Below are 13,185 nucleotides of genomic sequence, written 5' to 3'. Positions count from 1 at the left end.
CTCAGATCACCCGGCTCGGGAAGAAGGTGTTGTAGAGCTGGGTGAGGACGATGTTCGCCGCGAACAGCACGATCGCGGAGTTCACCACCGCCGAGTTCACCGCGTTCGCGACGCCGCCCGGCCCGCCCTGGGTGTGCAGGCCCGTATCGCAGGCGATGATCGCGGCCAGCGCACCGAAGATCATCGCCTTCACGATCGCCACCACGAGGTCGGCGGCGACCGCGAACGACGCGAAGGTACTGATATAGGAGCCAGGTGTCCCAGACTGCATGTAGACGTTGAACGCGTAGCCGGTCGCGAAGCCGACGAACACCACCATCGCGCACAACAAGGCGCTCACCAGGACCGCCGCGGCGAGGCGCGGGGCGACCAGCCTGCGGATCGGGTCGACGCCCATCACGACCATGGCGTCGATCTCCTCGCGGATGGTGCGCGACCCGAGATCCGCGCAGATCGCGGACCCGACCGCGCCCGCGATCATCAGACAGGTCACCAGCGGCGCGCCCTGGCGGATGATGCCCAGCCCGTTGACCGCGCCGATGAACGTGGTCGCGCCGACCTGGCTCACCAGCGAACCGACCTGGATGGAGACCACCACGGCGATCGGCACGGCCACCAGCAACGTCGGCGTGGCGGCCACGTTCGCCATGAAGGCGAACTGTTTAACGAACTCCCGCAAGGGAAATCGACGGCGGGCGATCGAGGTGACGACCTCCGCCGACGCCCGCCCCGTCATGATCAGCTGCCTGCCCGCGGTCCGTACCGAGCGACGGGGATGGTCGCGCCAATAGTCGCGCCCGAAGTTCAGCACGCGTTCGCGATCGGTGTAGATCGGCACAGTCACCGGACCAGTCCCCTCCGTCGGAGCACGCGGGCGCCCGCGCCGCGGCGGGACATCCCAGGAGCTACGGCTCCGTAGTACTCAATAGCTACGCGACCGTAGAAATGTGACTCAGACAATAACAAGGCAGTGGTGTGACCGCTACCCCGAATCGACGAGAACAGGTCCGATCAAGGCACGAGAAAGACGCGACCGTGCGGATCGCGAGAAAGTGACTCAGATAGTGAGTGCGTTTTACCGCCGGTGGACCCGCGCGCGGACGTGCTCGGTGAACTCGCCCGTGGTGGCGAGCCCGCCCAGATCGGCCGTCGCGATGCCCGCCGCGAACGTCGCGGCCACCGCGCGGTCGATGCGATCGGCCGCCGCCCGCAGCGCGGCGTCGTCGTCGCGAGTCGCCAACCACCGCAACAACATCGCCGCGGACAGTTGCAGCGCCACCGGGTTCGCGCGGTTGCGCCCGGCGAGGGTGGGCGCCGCGCCGTGCACGGCCTGCGCCATCGCGCGGGTGTCGGAGCAGTTCAGCGAGGCGGCGGTGCCGAGTGATCCGCTCAGTTCGCCCGCCAGGTCGGAGAGGATGTCGCCGAAGAGGTTCTCGGTCACCAGCACGTCGTAGTCGGCGGCCGCGCGCACCAGATGCGCCGCGACGGCATCGACGTGCTCGTCGTCGACGGCGACCTCGGGGTAACCGCGCGCGACCTCGTAGCAGACGTCGCGGAACAACCCCATCGTCATCGGCAACACGTTGGCTTTGTGCACGATGGTCAAGCGCTTGCGCCGCGTCGCCGCCAAACGGAGAGCGGCGTGCGCGATCCGCTCGCAGGCCTGCCGCGTGACGACGCCGACCGACATCGCCACGTCGGGCGTCGGACGGAACTCACCGGAGCCGGCGAACATATTGCGGTCGGCGTAGAAGCCTTCGCTGTTCTCGCGCACGATCACCAGGTCGATATCGGGCGACATCGCCCGCACGCCCTCGAACGCGCGGGCCGGGCGGATGTTCGCGAACAGCCCGTACCGTTTGCGAATGGCGCCGCCGGGCGCGACGCCGCCGCGGTGTTCGAGCGGGTAGGCGACGTTGTCGTGCGGGCCGAGGATCCAGGCGTCGAGGTCTTCCAGCGCGGTGAGGGTGTGCTCGGGCAGCGGGTCGCCGAACTCCTCGATGGCGCGCAAGCCCATCGGCAGCTCCACCCAGTCGATCGGCGCCGCGCCCGTCACGGCGATCGCCTCGTCCACGACCGCCCTGGTCGCGCGCACCACTTCGGGACCGATCCCGTCACCCTCGATCAGGCCCAGCCGCCTGACACCCTTCGCACCGCTCACCGCGTCATCCTCCCGCCCGTGCCTCGGCGTCACCGAACCGGCCCACCGGGGCGGGCCGGAAACGCTACCTTGTGAGCATCATGGTGCAGTCGGTCGAATTGCTGGTGGACGACGCGGCCGAGGCGGAGATCCGGCGCCAATGGGACCTGCTCGCCGAGGCGGGCGTCACCAGCCTGGCGGCGACGAAGTCCGAGACCCATCGCCCGCACATCACGGTCGCGGTGGCGAAGCAGATCTGGCCGCGCCTCGACACCGAGCTGGAGCGGATGGAGTTCCGTCCGTTCCCGGTGCGGATCGGCGGGGTGCTGGTGTTCGGGGCGCGCCACCCGATCCTGGTGCGGGCGGTGGTGCCCAGCGAACAGCTGCTGGCGGTGCACCGGCGGGTGTCCGGCATCGTCGCGCCGTGTCCGGGCGTGCCGGGGAATCTGCGGCCCGACGCGTGGACCCCGCACCTCACGCTGGCGCGGCGGGTGCCCGCGCGCCTGCTCGGCGACGCGATACACGCCGTGGCCGCGGATCGCGATTTCACCGCCACGATCGTGGGTATCCGGCGGTGGGACGGCGACCATCGGCGCGCCTGGCCGGTGGCCCGTGGAAGATAAGGGACACGCCGGGCGTTACAGCTGGCGACACACGACACGAGAGGACGTCATGGCCACCCAGACCCTGACCCAGCAGAATTTCGATGAGATCGTCACCGGAAACGACGTGGTACTCGTCGATTTCTGGGCGTCGTGGTGCGGTCCGTGCCGCAGTTTCGCGCCGACGTTCGAGGCCTCCTCGGAGAAGCATCCCGACGTGGTGCACGGCAAGGTGGACACCGAGGCCGAGCAGGGCCTCGCGGCCGCCGCGAACATCCGCTCGATCCCCACCATCATGGCGTTCCGCGAGGGCGTGCTGGTGTTCGCGCAGCCGGGCGCGCTGCCGCCCGCCGCGCTCGAGGACCTCGTCACCCAGGTGAAGGGCCTGGACATGGACGAGGTGCGCAAGCAGATCGCCGAGCAGCAGCCCGCCGCGGAGTAACGCCGCACCGTGACACGCCGCGGGCCGCGCACCCCACCGGGTGCGCGGCCCGCGGCGTGTCAGGAGCCGAGCCGGTTGATCCCGGAAAGCATTGCGCGGACGGTGGATTCGGCGCCGTCGCCGGCCAGGGCCGCGCCCCAGCCGCGCTTGCCGTTGATCTCGCACCGGACGAATGTCGCGGTGCCCTCGGCGGTGCGGCGCTGGTGGAATTGCAGTATCTCGACCGGATAGCCCTCGTCGTAGAGCGCCGAGGTGAGCGCCGCCACCGGGCTGCCCGTGGTGGCCACGGTGCGCAGGCGGTCGGCGAACTCGAGCGTCGCGATGTATTCGGCGTTGCGGGCGCCGGGGGCGAAATCGCCGAGGCGGATCGGGCCGGCGTGCCCGCAGTAGCGGTCGTAGAACTCCGCCGGGCTCAGGCCGGCGGCTTCCGCGCGCAGCCCCTTGGGCGCGGCGGCGAGGAAGGTGTGGGTGTCAAGGGTCAGGGTGGTCATGGTCAGGTCAGGTCTTCCCGAAGAGAGTGTCGGCGGAGGGGACCAGCGGCAACACAGAAAAACAGCCCGCAGCGAGGGGGCCGGTCCGAATCAGACCCCGCTACGGCGGGTTACTACGAGAAGTCGCGCCTGCGCCACCATCGCGGTGAGCGGAAGAAGCGCGGCGCGGTCGCGGTCTGCGACACGGAGCGCTGCGCTGTGGCGGTAGGCGGGATTCGGCACGCGATCGAGAATAGGCACTCCGGGGCCCGATAGCAACCTCATTTCGCGCCGCGTTCGTCTACTCGCGAGTACCATCGCCGCAGCTCGCGGCCGAAATCCGCGAACGGCGGCGTGACGGGCGCCTCTCCGGCGACCGGCGCGCCACGCACCCCTGACGAGTGCGTGGCGCGCCGGTGTCCGCGGGGCGAAATCAGGTCGCCGCGACCAGTTCGTCCCGATTCCGGCGATTCGGCGCATTGTCCGGCGTGTCCGAATCCTCCGGCGTGTCGGATTTCGGGGGACGCGGGGCCTCCGCGCCGCGATGCCAACCCCACCGGTCGTACCCCACGGTGGCCGTGACGCCGAGCGCGACGCCGATGAGCAGACCCGCGAGCGTCATGCCCAGCCCCTGCCCGAGACCCGCCGACCAGTCGGCGTCGAAGAACAGGATGGTGCGCACCGCCAGGTAGATCTGGTGCATCGGCTCGAACGCGGCCATCTTCGCGATCCACTCCGGCGTGGCCTCCAGCGGGATGGTGCCCGCCGAGGAGGGCAGGCCCAGCACGACGAACACGATCAGGTTCACCATCAAACCGGCCGTGCCGAACGCCGCGAGCACCGACAGCGCGGTGCAGCCGACCGCGAAGATCGCCAGCGTGCCGTACAGCCACAGCAGCGGGCCGTTGCCGAGCGGGATGTCCAATGCCGTTGCCACACCGACGAATACGCCCGAGAGGATCGGCGCGCCGACGGCCGCCACCGCCCACTTCACGAGCAGCGTCCGGAAACGGGACATGCCGGTGGCCGGCGGGTGCACGAACCAGGGGCCGTACTCGGTGGGCGTGAAGCCGAGGGCGGAGTCGGTGAGGGTGTGGATGAGCATCGCGCCGGTGAAGCCGGCGAGCAGCAGGATCAGCGCGTAGAAGAACGCGACGAGCCCTTCCCCGGCCGCGTCGGGCATCGGGCGGTACGGACTGGTCACGACCTCGACCGGATCGGCGAGCACAAGCCTTGCGGCGCCGGGCATGTCGGCCGCAGCCCGGTCGGGCAGCGCGGCGCGGACCTGCTCGCCCAGCGTCGCGCCGACGGTGGTGTTGACCTGGTCGAGCGCGCGGTCGGCGATGCGCTGGGTGATGCCCGTGGTGAACGGGCCCACGCGCGGATTGGTGTACAGGGTGATGATCGGGCGTTCCACGTCGCCGGGCACCACGGCCGAGGCGCCGAGGATGGACAGCCGTTTCGTGAAATCGGACGGGATGACGATCGCGCCGTAGACCTCGCCGCTGCCCAGCTGCGCGCGGGCCGGGCCGAGGCCGAGCACGCGCAGATCGACCTTGTCCGAAGGGATTCCGGCCACCAGCGCGTCGGCGACCTGCGCGCCGACATTGCGCGACGCGCCGTCGGGACCGACGTCGCCGACGTCCTGGTTGACCAGGGCGATCGGGAAGTCGTGGAGGTTCTTCTCGGTGTTGCCCGCGTAGCCGAGGTACATCGTGGCGAGCAGTCCCGCGAACACCAGCAGCACCGCGAGGGGGGCGGTGAAGATCCGACTCTTCATGCAGGCAAATGTAGGCAGTGCCTACAAAGTAGTCAATGCCAACATGTTGTTATCCTGCCTACACCATGACGATCACCCGGACCCGCTCCTACCACCACGGCGACCTGCGCGCCGAGTTGTTGTCGCGCGCCGAGGCGACGCTGCGGGAGTCGGGGGTGGACGGTCTGTCACTGCGCGGGCTGGCCCGCGACATCGGCGTCAGCCACGGCGCGCCGACCCGGCATTTCAAGGACAAGCAGGCGCTGCTGGACGCCCTCGCCGTCTCTGGATTCGAACGCCTCGGCGCGGCCATCGAGTCGATCGAGGCGGAGGATTCGATCGGTGGACGCGTCCGCGCCATGGCGCGCGCCTACCTGCGGTTCGCCACCGAGAACGCCGCGCTACTGGCCGTCATGTTCGCCCGCAGGCACAGCCCCGCCGCCACCGAGGCCATGACGCAGGCCGTCGACCGCGCGTTCGCCGCGCCGGTCGCGCTGATCACCGAGGCGCAGGCGCGCGGCGAGGTGGTCGCGGGCGACCCGCGCCGCATCGCGCTCTCAGCGGTGGCCGCGTTGCAGGGTCTGGCGACGTTCGTCGGGTCGGGGGTGGTGACGGCCGAGACCGCCGACGAACTGCTCGACGAGACCACCCGGCACATGCTGGACGGATTACGCCCGCGGCCCTGATCTGTTCACCGGCCATCGCCCGGGCCGCGGGCACCAGCCGCACGGGAGACACCGGTGCGCACCACGGCGTAGACGCACGCCGTGACGTACGACATGCCGACCAGCCACGTCGAACCGGGCGATGGGACGGCCCCAGGGTCACCGGCCCTCGTCCAGGTGGGAGTGGTCACCCGTCTCGAGGAACCGGTGCAGTGCGTCGGCGATCGAGGTCGCCGCGGTGGCGAAAGGGGTGAGGATCACGTCGGCGCCGGCGGCGCGGAGCTGGTCGATATCGTGCCGGGTGTGCGCGGTGAGCACGACGAGGCCGTCGTACCGGTGGTGGCGAAGGTTGTGCAGCAACGTGAGGTTGATCTCCAGCGTGGGGATGGCACTGATGACCGTCCGCGCGCGGGCCAGCGGCAGGTGCTCCAGAAAGTGGATATCGTCCGCACTGCCGAACACCGCGGTGACCCCGTCGCGCTTGACCGTGGCGATCGTCCGAGGATCGAAGTCGACCCCGAGGACGCGGTGGCCGGTCTCGGCCAGGCGAGCGGCCACATGGCTGCCGAATCGACCCAGCCCATAGAGGATCACCTCGTAGTCCCCCGCTTCGGCGGGAAGCTCCCCGGCTCGGGTCCCGGTGCGGTCGAACACGCCGAGCCAGCGGTGAATGCGCTGGTAGATCTGATGTGAGTACGTGATCAGGTAGGTGGAGCCGCCGATGGTGATCAGCCCGACGACGGTGATCAGGCTGACCGTGGCGTTGGTGATGTGCCCGAGCCCGAGCCCGAGCGCGGCCAGGATGAGGGAGAATTCGGAGATCTGGGCCACGGTGAGCCCGGCGAGGAACCCGACACGAACCGGGTAGCGCATGGCGCTCATGATCGCGATGACGATCAGCGGGTTGCCGACGAGCACGAACAGAGAGAAGACCGCGGCTTCGGTGATCTGCTGAGTGGCGTTGCTGAACTCCAGCTTGGCACCGAGATCGAGAAAGAAGAACAGCAGCAGGAAGTCGCGCAGGCTGACCAGCCGGGCGCCGAGGGCGTCGCGGTAGGCGGTCTGGGCGAGCGAAACTCCGGCGAGGAAGGCACCGACCTCGGAACTGAAGCCGAGCCATTCGCTGAGTGCGGCGATCGCGACGGCATAAGCGACCCCGAACAGGACGAGCAATTCCTGAGACCGCGCGATGTGGTGCAGCAGCCAAGGCAGGACGTAGCGCATGAGCAGGCCAGTGCCGACCAGGAGGCCGAGCCCCTTGCCCAGGGTCGCGGCGATGCTCGAAGGCAGGTTGTCGCCGGCCGGCTGCCCGAAGGCCGTGAGCGCGATCATCACCAGGACCACGACGATGTCCTGGACGATGAGAAAACCGACGGCGATTCGCCCGTGGAGCTGGTCGAGTTCACGTTTGTCGGACAGCAGTTTGACGATGATGATCGTCGACGAGAAGGTGAGGGCGACCGCCACGTAGAGCGCGGTGACGCTGTCCATGCCGAGCGCGATCGCTATGAGATAGCCGAACACGGACGTGAACACGATCTGCCCGAGACCCGTGGCCAGGGCGACGGGCCCGGTGCTGCGGATCAGGTGCATGTCCAGCCGCAGCCCGACGAGGAACAGCAGGATCGCGATGCCCAGCCGGGCCAGCAGCTCGATCGTGCTGTCGGCGTCGACCCAGCCGGTGCCGACCGGGCCGACCAGTATCCCGACGCCGATGAACGCGACGATCATGGGCTGCCGCAGCCGGACCGCCACCATCCCGGCCGCTGCGGCGATGACGAGGATGATCGCGACCAGCTGGAACGCGTGCGGCTCCACGATCAGCCCCGCCCCGCGGCCCGCACGGCGGGCAGTACGCACGAGGCCACCGGATCGGTGCCGTGCTGCGCCTCGACCGGCGCCACCCCGCACACGGCGCGGCCCGCCAGGTCGGACACATCGGTCACGGCGAGCTTTCGGCGAGGCGGTGCGGTCGCCATCACCGTCACTCTACCGGCCGGTCGCGGCCGGCATGTGCCGGGCAGCGGGCAAGTGCGGCCGCCGATCAGCGGTGGGAACGACTGGCTCGGTCGCCGGGTGGGTGTGCGCGATCCCGCCGCATCAGCGGCGCGGGGCGGTCGTGCGCGCGCCGTCCCTCATGCCAGGGTTCATCGCGACGCCCCCTGCGCGGATGCCGTCCGACGAGCGGGGGCCGGATTGTTCCCGGGCTCGACGACGAGTACGGGGACCGGAGAGTGGCGGACCACGTCAGCGGAGACGCTGCCCAGTAGCCGCGTCGACAACCCGGGCCGGCGCCGACCGACGACGAGCACATCCATGTCCTGCTCCGCCGCGAAGCGCCGCAACGCCTCACCCGCGGGACCGGCCAGCACTTCGAATCGCACGGTTTCGCCCACGCCGCCTGCCACCGCCGCCGCGGCGGCCAGGCGCCTGGCGGCGGCATCGACCGCCGACTGCGAATCGTCCGAGGTCGCGTCGTAGCCGACCACCTCGGCCAGCACCAGCACGCCGCACCGGGACCCGAACAACCGTAGCGCCGCGGCCAGCACGCGTTCCGACTCCGCCGACCCATTCAGCCCCACCAGCACCCGGGGCCCGTCCGGCGTTCGCGACCGCGCCGCCGGTCCTCCGCCGGGCCCGGAGGTGGCCAACCTGGGATGGCGCTCCACTCGTTCCAGCGCGATCGGCACGAACAGCGGCCCGAACAATACGGCGAAGGGAATCCACATCGGATCGTGCCCGCGGCGGACCATCCATAATCCGGTCACCAACCCCGTGAGAATCCAGACGGCTGCGACGCTGAGGACAAGAGAAGCGTTCATGCCCCTACGGTCCTCTCTTCGCATCAGTGTCCGATACGTGCGAAGGGCCATGGTCCAGGGGACCAATGGTCTCTACCTGACGCGAACGCGACCGCACCGGCGTCGCGCCCGCGGCGGCGAGTCGACACCACCGCCCACCGGCGGGCAGATCGGCGTCGTTCGCGGCCGACCTGAAGGACGGCCGGGCCGGGCGCGCTCTCGCTGCGCGTGGGGGCCCGCGCCGCCCCGATGCGCGCGAGTCGACCGACCCATGGCATAGTGGACAGCGAGATCGTGCTCATCACAGAGATCCGCACGGCTCACCTACAAGAAAAGAAGTAGCACACAACATGGCTCAAGGCAGTGTGAAGTGGTTCAACGGCGAAAAGGGCTTCGGCTTCATCGCCCAAGACGGAGGCGGCCCTGACGTCTTCGTGCATTACTCGGCCGTCAGCGGCTCGGGATACAAGTCTCTCGAAGAGGGCCAGCGCGTAGAGTTCGAGGTCGGCCAGGGTCAGAAAGGCCCGCAGGCCCAGGATGTCCGCGCCCTCTGACACGGCGTGACAGAGTGAACGACCCCGCACTTCGGTGCGGGGTCGTTCTCGTTTCGGTCACCGTTTCCGGTTGTGCCTGCCGGGCATGTCCCGCAACGCGGTCAGAAGTCCCCGGCGGCCGGCCCTGTCTTGTCCGTTCGATTCGGGGATGGCGCGACCGTCGAACTTGCGCTCCGAGGCGGTTTCCGGTGCGTCGTCCGAAGTGGCCGTGAGGTAGCGATCCGGCGCGGCCAATTTGTGGACGGTGCGCAGGGTGAGCAGGTATTGCCGCGCCAGCGGGCCCGTCGTGTAAGGCAGATCGAATTTCTCGCAGAGTGCCCGCACGCGCACGGCGATGGCGGGATAGCGGTTGCTCGGCAGATCGGGGAACAGGTGGTGCTCGATCTGATGGCTGAGATGCCCGCTGAGGAAACCGAGCACGCGGCCGGCGTCGAAATTGGCAGTGCCCAGCATCTGGCGCAGGAACCACTCGCCCCTGGTCTCCGCCCCGAGGACTTCCGGGGTGAATTTCTCCGCACCGTCCGGGAAGTGCCCGCAGAAGATCACCAGGTAGGCCCACACGTTGCGCAGCACGTTGGCGGACGCGTCGGCGGCCAGCGTGCGCCGCCACCGCCTGCCGCTCAACAGCGGGAACACGCCGTAGTCCTTGCGGGCCTGGCGCGCCATCTTGGCGACCATCGCCCTGGTATGCGCGCGCCGTTCGGACGCCGACGTGGTCCGGTCGAGTTCGGAGTACAGGCCGTGCAGCGCGATGCCCCACTCGAAAGTCACCGCGAGCAACAGGTTTTGGAACGGTTGCAGCAGAAAACGGGGCTGCCACGGCTGATCTCGTGTCACCCGCATGACGCCGAAGCCGATGTCGTCGTCCATGCCCACGATATTGGTGAAGACGTGGTGGCGGTAGTTGTGCGAGTACCGCCATTGCGAAGACAGGCCGGCCATGTCCCATTCCCACGTGCTGGAATGGATTTCGGGATCGTTCATCCAGTCCCACTGCCCGTGGGAGACGTTGTGGCCGATCTCCATGTTCTCGATGCTCTTGGCTGTGGCCAGCGCCAGCGTACCCGCCAGCCAGCCGCGGCGCGTCCTGCTCCGCGCGATGATCAACCGCGCGCCCACGTCGAGGAAGCGCTGGAACGCGATGGTGCGACGGATGTACGAGGCGTCGGCGGCGCCGAGGCTCTCGCGGACCTCACGCTCGATCGCGTCGAGTTCCCGTCCCAGGGATTCGACGTCGGCCGCATCGAGATGGGCGTAGGTCTTGATATCGGTGATCGCCACGGGCGTGTCCTCGGATCTGTGAGTTCGGGGGGCGACAGCGCCGGGTGCGGTGGCGTCAACGGCCGCGCGGGGCGGCCCCGGTGCGTCGTCCGCCGAACGGCGGTCTGCCCGCGCGGTCGGCGCGGGCACGGCTTTCCTCGTCGGGTGCGGCGAACAATGCGCGCAACCGGGCACCGAACGAGTGGAAGATCCTGCGTACGAAGGCGATACCCATCGGATGCTCCTGTCCTGCGAGCGCGCGATCGGCGGTGAGCATCGGCCGGGGCGGCATGCGCGTCGGTCGTGGCACCTGCCACGACCGCCCTCATGTCAACAGCGTAGACGAACCACGTTGACGCCGCTACCGGCGCCGGGCGCCCCGGACCGGAATCGTGGCGTTCAGGCCGGTCAGCAGGATGTCGAGGCCGCGTTCGAGCTCCGCCGCGCCGTCGTACACGGCGAGCACGGGTGCGAGTTTGCGCACCGTCGGGAACTCCGCCAGCGGCAGCCGGTACAGGCCGAGCCGCAGCACCTCGTCGGTCTCCTCGGGCTTCTCCACGACCTCCTGCAACTCGTTGAGGATGTGTCCGTACAGGAACGCGAACAGGGTGCGGTAGACGTGCAACGCCGCCGCGTCCTCGAAGCCCGCGCGCACGAGCAGGGTGAGCACCCCCTCGAGGGGCCGGGTCACCGACGGCGGCCGCAATCCCAGCGGCGTGCCGAGCGGCCGGGTGACCAGCAGCGGCACCACGTTCGGGTGCGCGAGCGCCAGTCGCCGGAATTCCCTTGCCACGACGCGCAATTGGTGCGCCCAGTCCGGATCGTCCACGTCGACCGTCAGATCCGCCAGCACCAGTTCGGCGACGCCGTCGAGCACCGCCGCCTTGTTGGGCAGGTGCCGGTAGATCACCATCGGATCGCGGTCCACGGCCTCGGCCAGCCTGCGCATCGACAGACCGTCGACGCCGTCGCGGTCGATGAGGCGCAGCGCGGTGGCCAGCACGGCGTCGCGGGTGACCGGGCGACGGGCGGCGCGCTTGTCGCCACGGCGGGCGGACGACACGGATGTGCTCGGCGATTCGGTCTGGCCCATGGGTGCGCGCTACCTCCTGTTGTAGATCTACAACGTTGACATACGCCGCCGAGCAGTGTCTACTGGAGCCGTCGACCGCGCCGCGTGGACGCGAGCGGTCACGGGGAACGCGGACCGGGGCGAGTGGGGATACACGCCTCGTTTCCACCGCGGATCAGCGATATCACGGCCCGGCCCGCCACACTGCGCACGCCATCGCCGTGCGGGCGACTAGCGCACTGCCGAATCCCGTAGCAGCGCCGACCCGGGGACCACCTCGGGAACCATGACCCACCTCCGCGCCCCGCGCGGACACGCACCACACCGCGGAGCACCTCGAATGCCCCGCGCATCCGAACCGGCCCTGAGCGGCCACCTAGTCGGCGACACGAATCGCCATACCGAAAGGACTCACCGTGAACGAACACGACGAGACCACCTTGTTCAGCCACGTCCCCACCCCGCCCGAGCCCTACACGGCGACGGCGCGCGATCACCACCGCCCCACCTTCTTGAGCCCGCGCACGGACGAGGCGAAGCAGGGCGCGCGGTAGTCCTCCCGAGCGCCGAGCACGAGCCCCGCGCTACTCGCCCGGATGTGGGCGAACTACGACTACACCCCGTCTCGACGACGAACTCACGACCTTGCTGGTGCGCGAAGCCGAATGGATCCAGCACAACCAGAACGTGGGCCGGGGCATCACCGCCGACTCCGCCTTCTTCGCGCGGTCACTGAACACGGCCTTCCTGACCCAGGCTCAGGCGCGACAGTGAACCGAAGGGCCGCGTCGAACCGCGATCCCAGGTGGCCGGAGCCGGTATGTATACAGGACAGCTGACCGCTACGGCTCGATCCAGGAAGGAACGCCCTGACCCGCCGCGATCCCCGATTTCATCCGCGCCGGATGAGGTGGGGGCCGTCCGGGGCTGGGAGGCTGCGAGGTCTACCCGTTCCTCGGTGAAAGGCTGATCATGGCGTATGCGGCGCAACCTCAGCAGCAGCCCGTGGGGCGAGGCATCGCGGCCGTCGTCTCGGTCATGGCGGCGTCGTTCCTGCTGGCGGCCGGATTGCTGTCACTGTTCCAGGGGATCTCGGCGGTCGCGGACGACCGGATCTTCACGGCGGCGCCTCGGTACCTGTACCGGTTCGACGTCACCACGTGGGGCTGGATTCATGTGGCGCTCGGCGGGCTGTTCATCCTGACGGCCGCCGGGCTGCTGGTGGGCCGGGCGTGGGCGCGGGTGATCGCGATCGTGCTCGCGGCGCTCTCGATCGTCGGGAATTTCCTGTGGCTGCCCTACTACCCGTGGTGGTCGGTCACCGTGATCGTGCTCGACGTCGTGGTGATCTGGGCGCTGTCCACCTGGCGACCGGATCAGATGTAGTCCCCCCCGGCGCGGCCCGGACTCACCCGGATCG

Annotated in this window: 17 protein-coding genes; 7 read left to right on the top strand and 10 right to left on the bottom strand. The window is 69.4% G+C overall.

The window, feature by feature from the left end:
• Position 1: 1 nt before the first annotated feature.
• On the bottom strand, positions 2 to 844 hold the full coding sequence (locus tag DFR74_RS19220; RefSeq protein ID WP_067507067.1) for an MlaE family ABC transporter permease: 843 nt from the start codon (positions 842 to 844) through the stop codon (positions 2 to 4).
• Between the two features lie 231 nt (positions 845 to 1,075).
• Entirely contained in the window at positions 1,076 to 2,161 is a 1,086-nt protein-coding gene (locus tag DFR74_RS19215; protein ID WP_067507071.1) for an isocitrate/isopropylmalate dehydrogenase family protein, read from the bottom strand.
• A gap of 80 nt (positions 2,162 to 2,241) precedes the next feature.
• Here DFR74_RS19215 and DFR74_RS19210 point away from each other — a divergent pair, with 80 nt between their 5' ends.
• Positions 2,242 to 2,763 (top strand): 2'-5' RNA ligase family protein, encoded by a 522-nt coding sequence (locus tag DFR74_RS19210; protein WP_067507193.1) that lies wholly within the window; start codon positions 2,242 to 2,244, stop codon positions 2,761 to 2,763.
• 49 nt (positions 2,764 to 2,812) lie between these two features.
• A complete protein-coding gene (gene trxA / locus DFR74_RS19205) occupies positions 2,813 to 3,184 on the top strand; it encodes a thioredoxin (protein ID WP_067507075.1) in 372 nt (123 codons plus the stop codon).
• 59 nt (positions 3,185 to 3,243) lie between these two features.
• Here the strand turns inward: trxA and DFR74_RS19200 are convergent, their stop codons facing one another.
• A complete protein-coding gene (locus DFR74_RS19200; RefSeq protein ID WP_067507077.1) occupies positions 3,244 to 3,675 on the bottom strand; it encodes a 2-isopropylmalate synthase in 432 nt (143 codons plus the stop codon).
• 412 nt (positions 3,676 to 4,087) lie between these two features.
• Complete coding sequence (locus DFR74_RS19195; RefSeq protein ID WP_067507080.1) at positions 4,088 to 5,434, bottom strand: YhgE/Pip domain-containing protein; 1,347 nt, start codon at positions 5,432 to 5,434, stop codon at positions 4,088 to 4,090.
• 65 nt (positions 5,435 to 5,499) lie between these two features.
• On the opposite strand from DFR74_RS19195, the gene DFR74_RS19190 reads away from it, so the two are divergent.
• Positions 5,500 to 6,099 carry a TetR/AcrR family transcriptional regulator gene (locus tag DFR74_RS19190; RefSeq protein WP_067507083.1) on the top strand — a complete coding sequence of 200 codons (600 nt, stop codon included), beginning with the start codon at positions 5,500 to 5,502 and terminating at the stop codon, positions 6,097 to 6,099.
• 138 nt (positions 6,100 to 6,237) lie between these two features.
• On the opposite strand, the gene DFR74_RS19185 is transcribed toward DFR74_RS19190, so the two are convergent.
• The 3 genes from DFR74_RS19185 to DFR74_RS19180 all read right to left on the bottom strand — a co-directional run bounded on the left by DFR74_RS19185 (position 6,238) and on the right by DFR74_RS19180 (position 8,900).
• Complete coding sequence (locus DFR74_RS19185; RefSeq protein WP_324192136.1) at positions 6,238 to 7,938, bottom strand: cation:proton antiporter; 1,701 nt, start codon at positions 7,936 to 7,938, stop codon at positions 6,238 to 6,240.
• Complete coding sequence (locus DFR74_RS36060; protein ID WP_157115814.1) at positions 7,899 to 8,057, bottom strand: hypothetical protein; 159 nt, start codon at positions 8,055 to 8,057, stop codon at positions 7,899 to 7,901. The genes DFR74_RS19185 and DFR74_RS36060 overlap by 40 nt, the downstream gene beginning before the upstream one ends.
• Positions 8,058 to 8,225: 168 nt before the next feature.
• Positions 8,226 to 8,900: a universal stress protein gene (locus DFR74_RS19180; protein WP_067507086.1), complete on the bottom strand. Its 675-nt coding sequence runs from the start codon at positions 8,898 to 8,900 to the stop codon at positions 8,226 to 8,228.
• Between the two features lie 329 nt (positions 8,901 to 9,229).
• Here DFR74_RS19180 and DFR74_RS19175 point away from each other — a divergent pair, with 329 nt between their 5' ends.
• On the top strand, positions 9,230 to 9,433 hold the full coding sequence (locus DFR74_RS19175; RefSeq protein WP_084537471.1) for a cold-shock protein: 204 nt from the start codon (positions 9,230 to 9,232) through the stop codon (positions 9,431 to 9,433).
• Between the two features lie 57 nt (positions 9,434 to 9,490).
• Here DFR74_RS19175 and DFR74_RS19170 read toward each other — a convergent pair whose 3' ends face one another.
• The 3 genes from DFR74_RS19170 to DFR74_RS19160 form a co-directional block, all read right to left on the bottom strand.
• Positions 9,491 to 10,714, bottom strand: a complete 1,224-nt coding sequence (locus DFR74_RS19170) for a fatty acid desaturase family protein (RefSeq protein WP_067507093.1) — start codon at positions 10,712 to 10,714, stop codon at positions 9,491 to 9,493.
• Between the two features lie 55 nt (positions 10,715 to 10,769).
• Positions 10,770 to 10,928: a hypothetical protein gene (locus tag DFR74_RS36055; RefSeq protein WP_157115815.1), complete on the bottom strand. Its 159-nt coding sequence runs from the start codon at positions 10,926 to 10,928 to the stop codon at positions 10,770 to 10,772.
• Positions 10,929 to 11,054: 126 nt separating this feature from the next.
• Complete coding sequence (locus DFR74_RS19160) at positions 11,055 to 11,786, bottom strand: TetR/AcrR family transcriptional regulator (RefSeq protein ID WP_067507100.1); 732 nt, start codon at positions 11,784 to 11,786, stop codon at positions 11,055 to 11,057.
• Positions 11,787 to 12,181: 395 nt separating this feature from the next.
• On the opposite strand from DFR74_RS19160, the gene DFR74_RS36050 reads away from it, so the two are divergent.
• The 3 genes from DFR74_RS36050 to DFR74_RS19155 all read left to right on the top strand — a co-directional run bounded on the left by DFR74_RS36050 (position 12,182) and on the right by DFR74_RS19155 (position 13,151).
• Entirely contained in the window at positions 12,182 to 12,319 is a 138-nt protein-coding gene (locus tag DFR74_RS36050) for a hypothetical protein (protein ID WP_157115816.1), read from the top strand.
• Positions 12,320 to 12,416: 97 nt separating this feature from the next.
• A complete protein-coding gene (locus tag DFR74_RS37660; protein WP_267898910.1) occupies positions 12,417 to 12,539 on the top strand; it encodes a hypothetical protein in 123 nt (40 codons plus the stop codon).
• 198 nt (positions 12,540 to 12,737) lie between these two features.
• Complete coding sequence (locus DFR74_RS19155) at positions 12,738 to 13,151, top strand: DUF7144 family membrane protein (RefSeq protein ID WP_067507103.1); 414 nt, start codon at positions 12,738 to 12,740, stop codon at positions 13,149 to 13,151.
• The last annotated feature ends 34 nt before the right edge of the window (positions 13,152 to 13,185 follow it).

Source organism: Nocardia puris, assembly GCF_003315035.1.
Lineage (GTDB): Bacteria > Actinomycetota > Actinomycetes > Mycobacteriales > Mycobacteriaceae > Nocardia > Nocardia puris.
Note: the sequence above shows the minus strand (reverse complement) of the source record. Positions and strands in the feature narration are given on the sequence as shown.

What these genes read in the sequence shown, in the direction of transcription:
- DFR74_RS19210 (WP_067507193.1), top strand. Translation starts at nt 2,242, where the DNA reads ATGGTGCAGTCGGTCGAATTGCTGGTGGACGACGCGGCCGAGGCGGAG.
- trxA (WP_067507075.1), top strand. Translation starts at nt 2,813, where the DNA reads ATGGCCACCCAGACCCTGACCCAGCAGAATTTCGATGAGATCGTCACC.
- DFR74_RS19200 (WP_067507077.1), bottom strand. Translation starts at nt 3,675, where the DNA reads ATGACCACCCTGACCCTTGACACCCACACCTTCCTCGCCGCCGCGCCC.
- DFR74_RS19195 (WP_067507080.1), bottom strand. Translation starts at nt 5,434, where the DNA reads ATGAAGAGTCGGATCTTCACCGCCCCCCTCGCGGTGCTGCTGGTGTTC.
- DFR74_RS19190 (WP_067507083.1), top strand. Translation starts at nt 5,500, where the DNA reads ATGACGATCACCCGGACCCGCTCCTACCACCACGGCGACCTGCGCGCC.
- DFR74_RS36060 (WP_157115814.1), bottom strand. Translation starts at nt 8,057, where the DNA reads ATGGCGACCGCACCGCCTCGCCGAAAGCTCGCCGTGACCGATGTGTCC.
- DFR74_RS19180 (WP_067507086.1), bottom strand. Translation starts at nt 8,900, where the DNA reads ATGAACGCTTCTCTTGTCCTCAGCGTCGCAGCCGTCTGGATTCTCACG.
- DFR74_RS19175 (WP_084537471.1), top strand. Translation starts at nt 9,230, where the DNA reads ATGGCTCAAGGCAGTGTGAAGTGGTTCAACGGCGAAAAGGGCTTCGGC.
- DFR74_RS36055 (WP_157115815.1), bottom strand. Translation starts at nt 10,928, where the DNA reads ATGGGTATCGCCTTCGTACGCAGGATCTTCCACTCGTTCGGTGCCCGG.
- DFR74_RS19160 (WP_067507100.1), bottom strand. Translation starts at nt 11,786, where the DNA reads ATGGGCCAGACCGAATCGCCGAGCACATCCGTGTCGTCCGCCCGCCGT.
- DFR74_RS19155 (WP_067507103.1), top strand. Translation starts at nt 12,738, where the DNA reads ATGGCGTATGCGGCGCAACCTCAGCAGCAGCCCGTGGGGCGAGGCATC.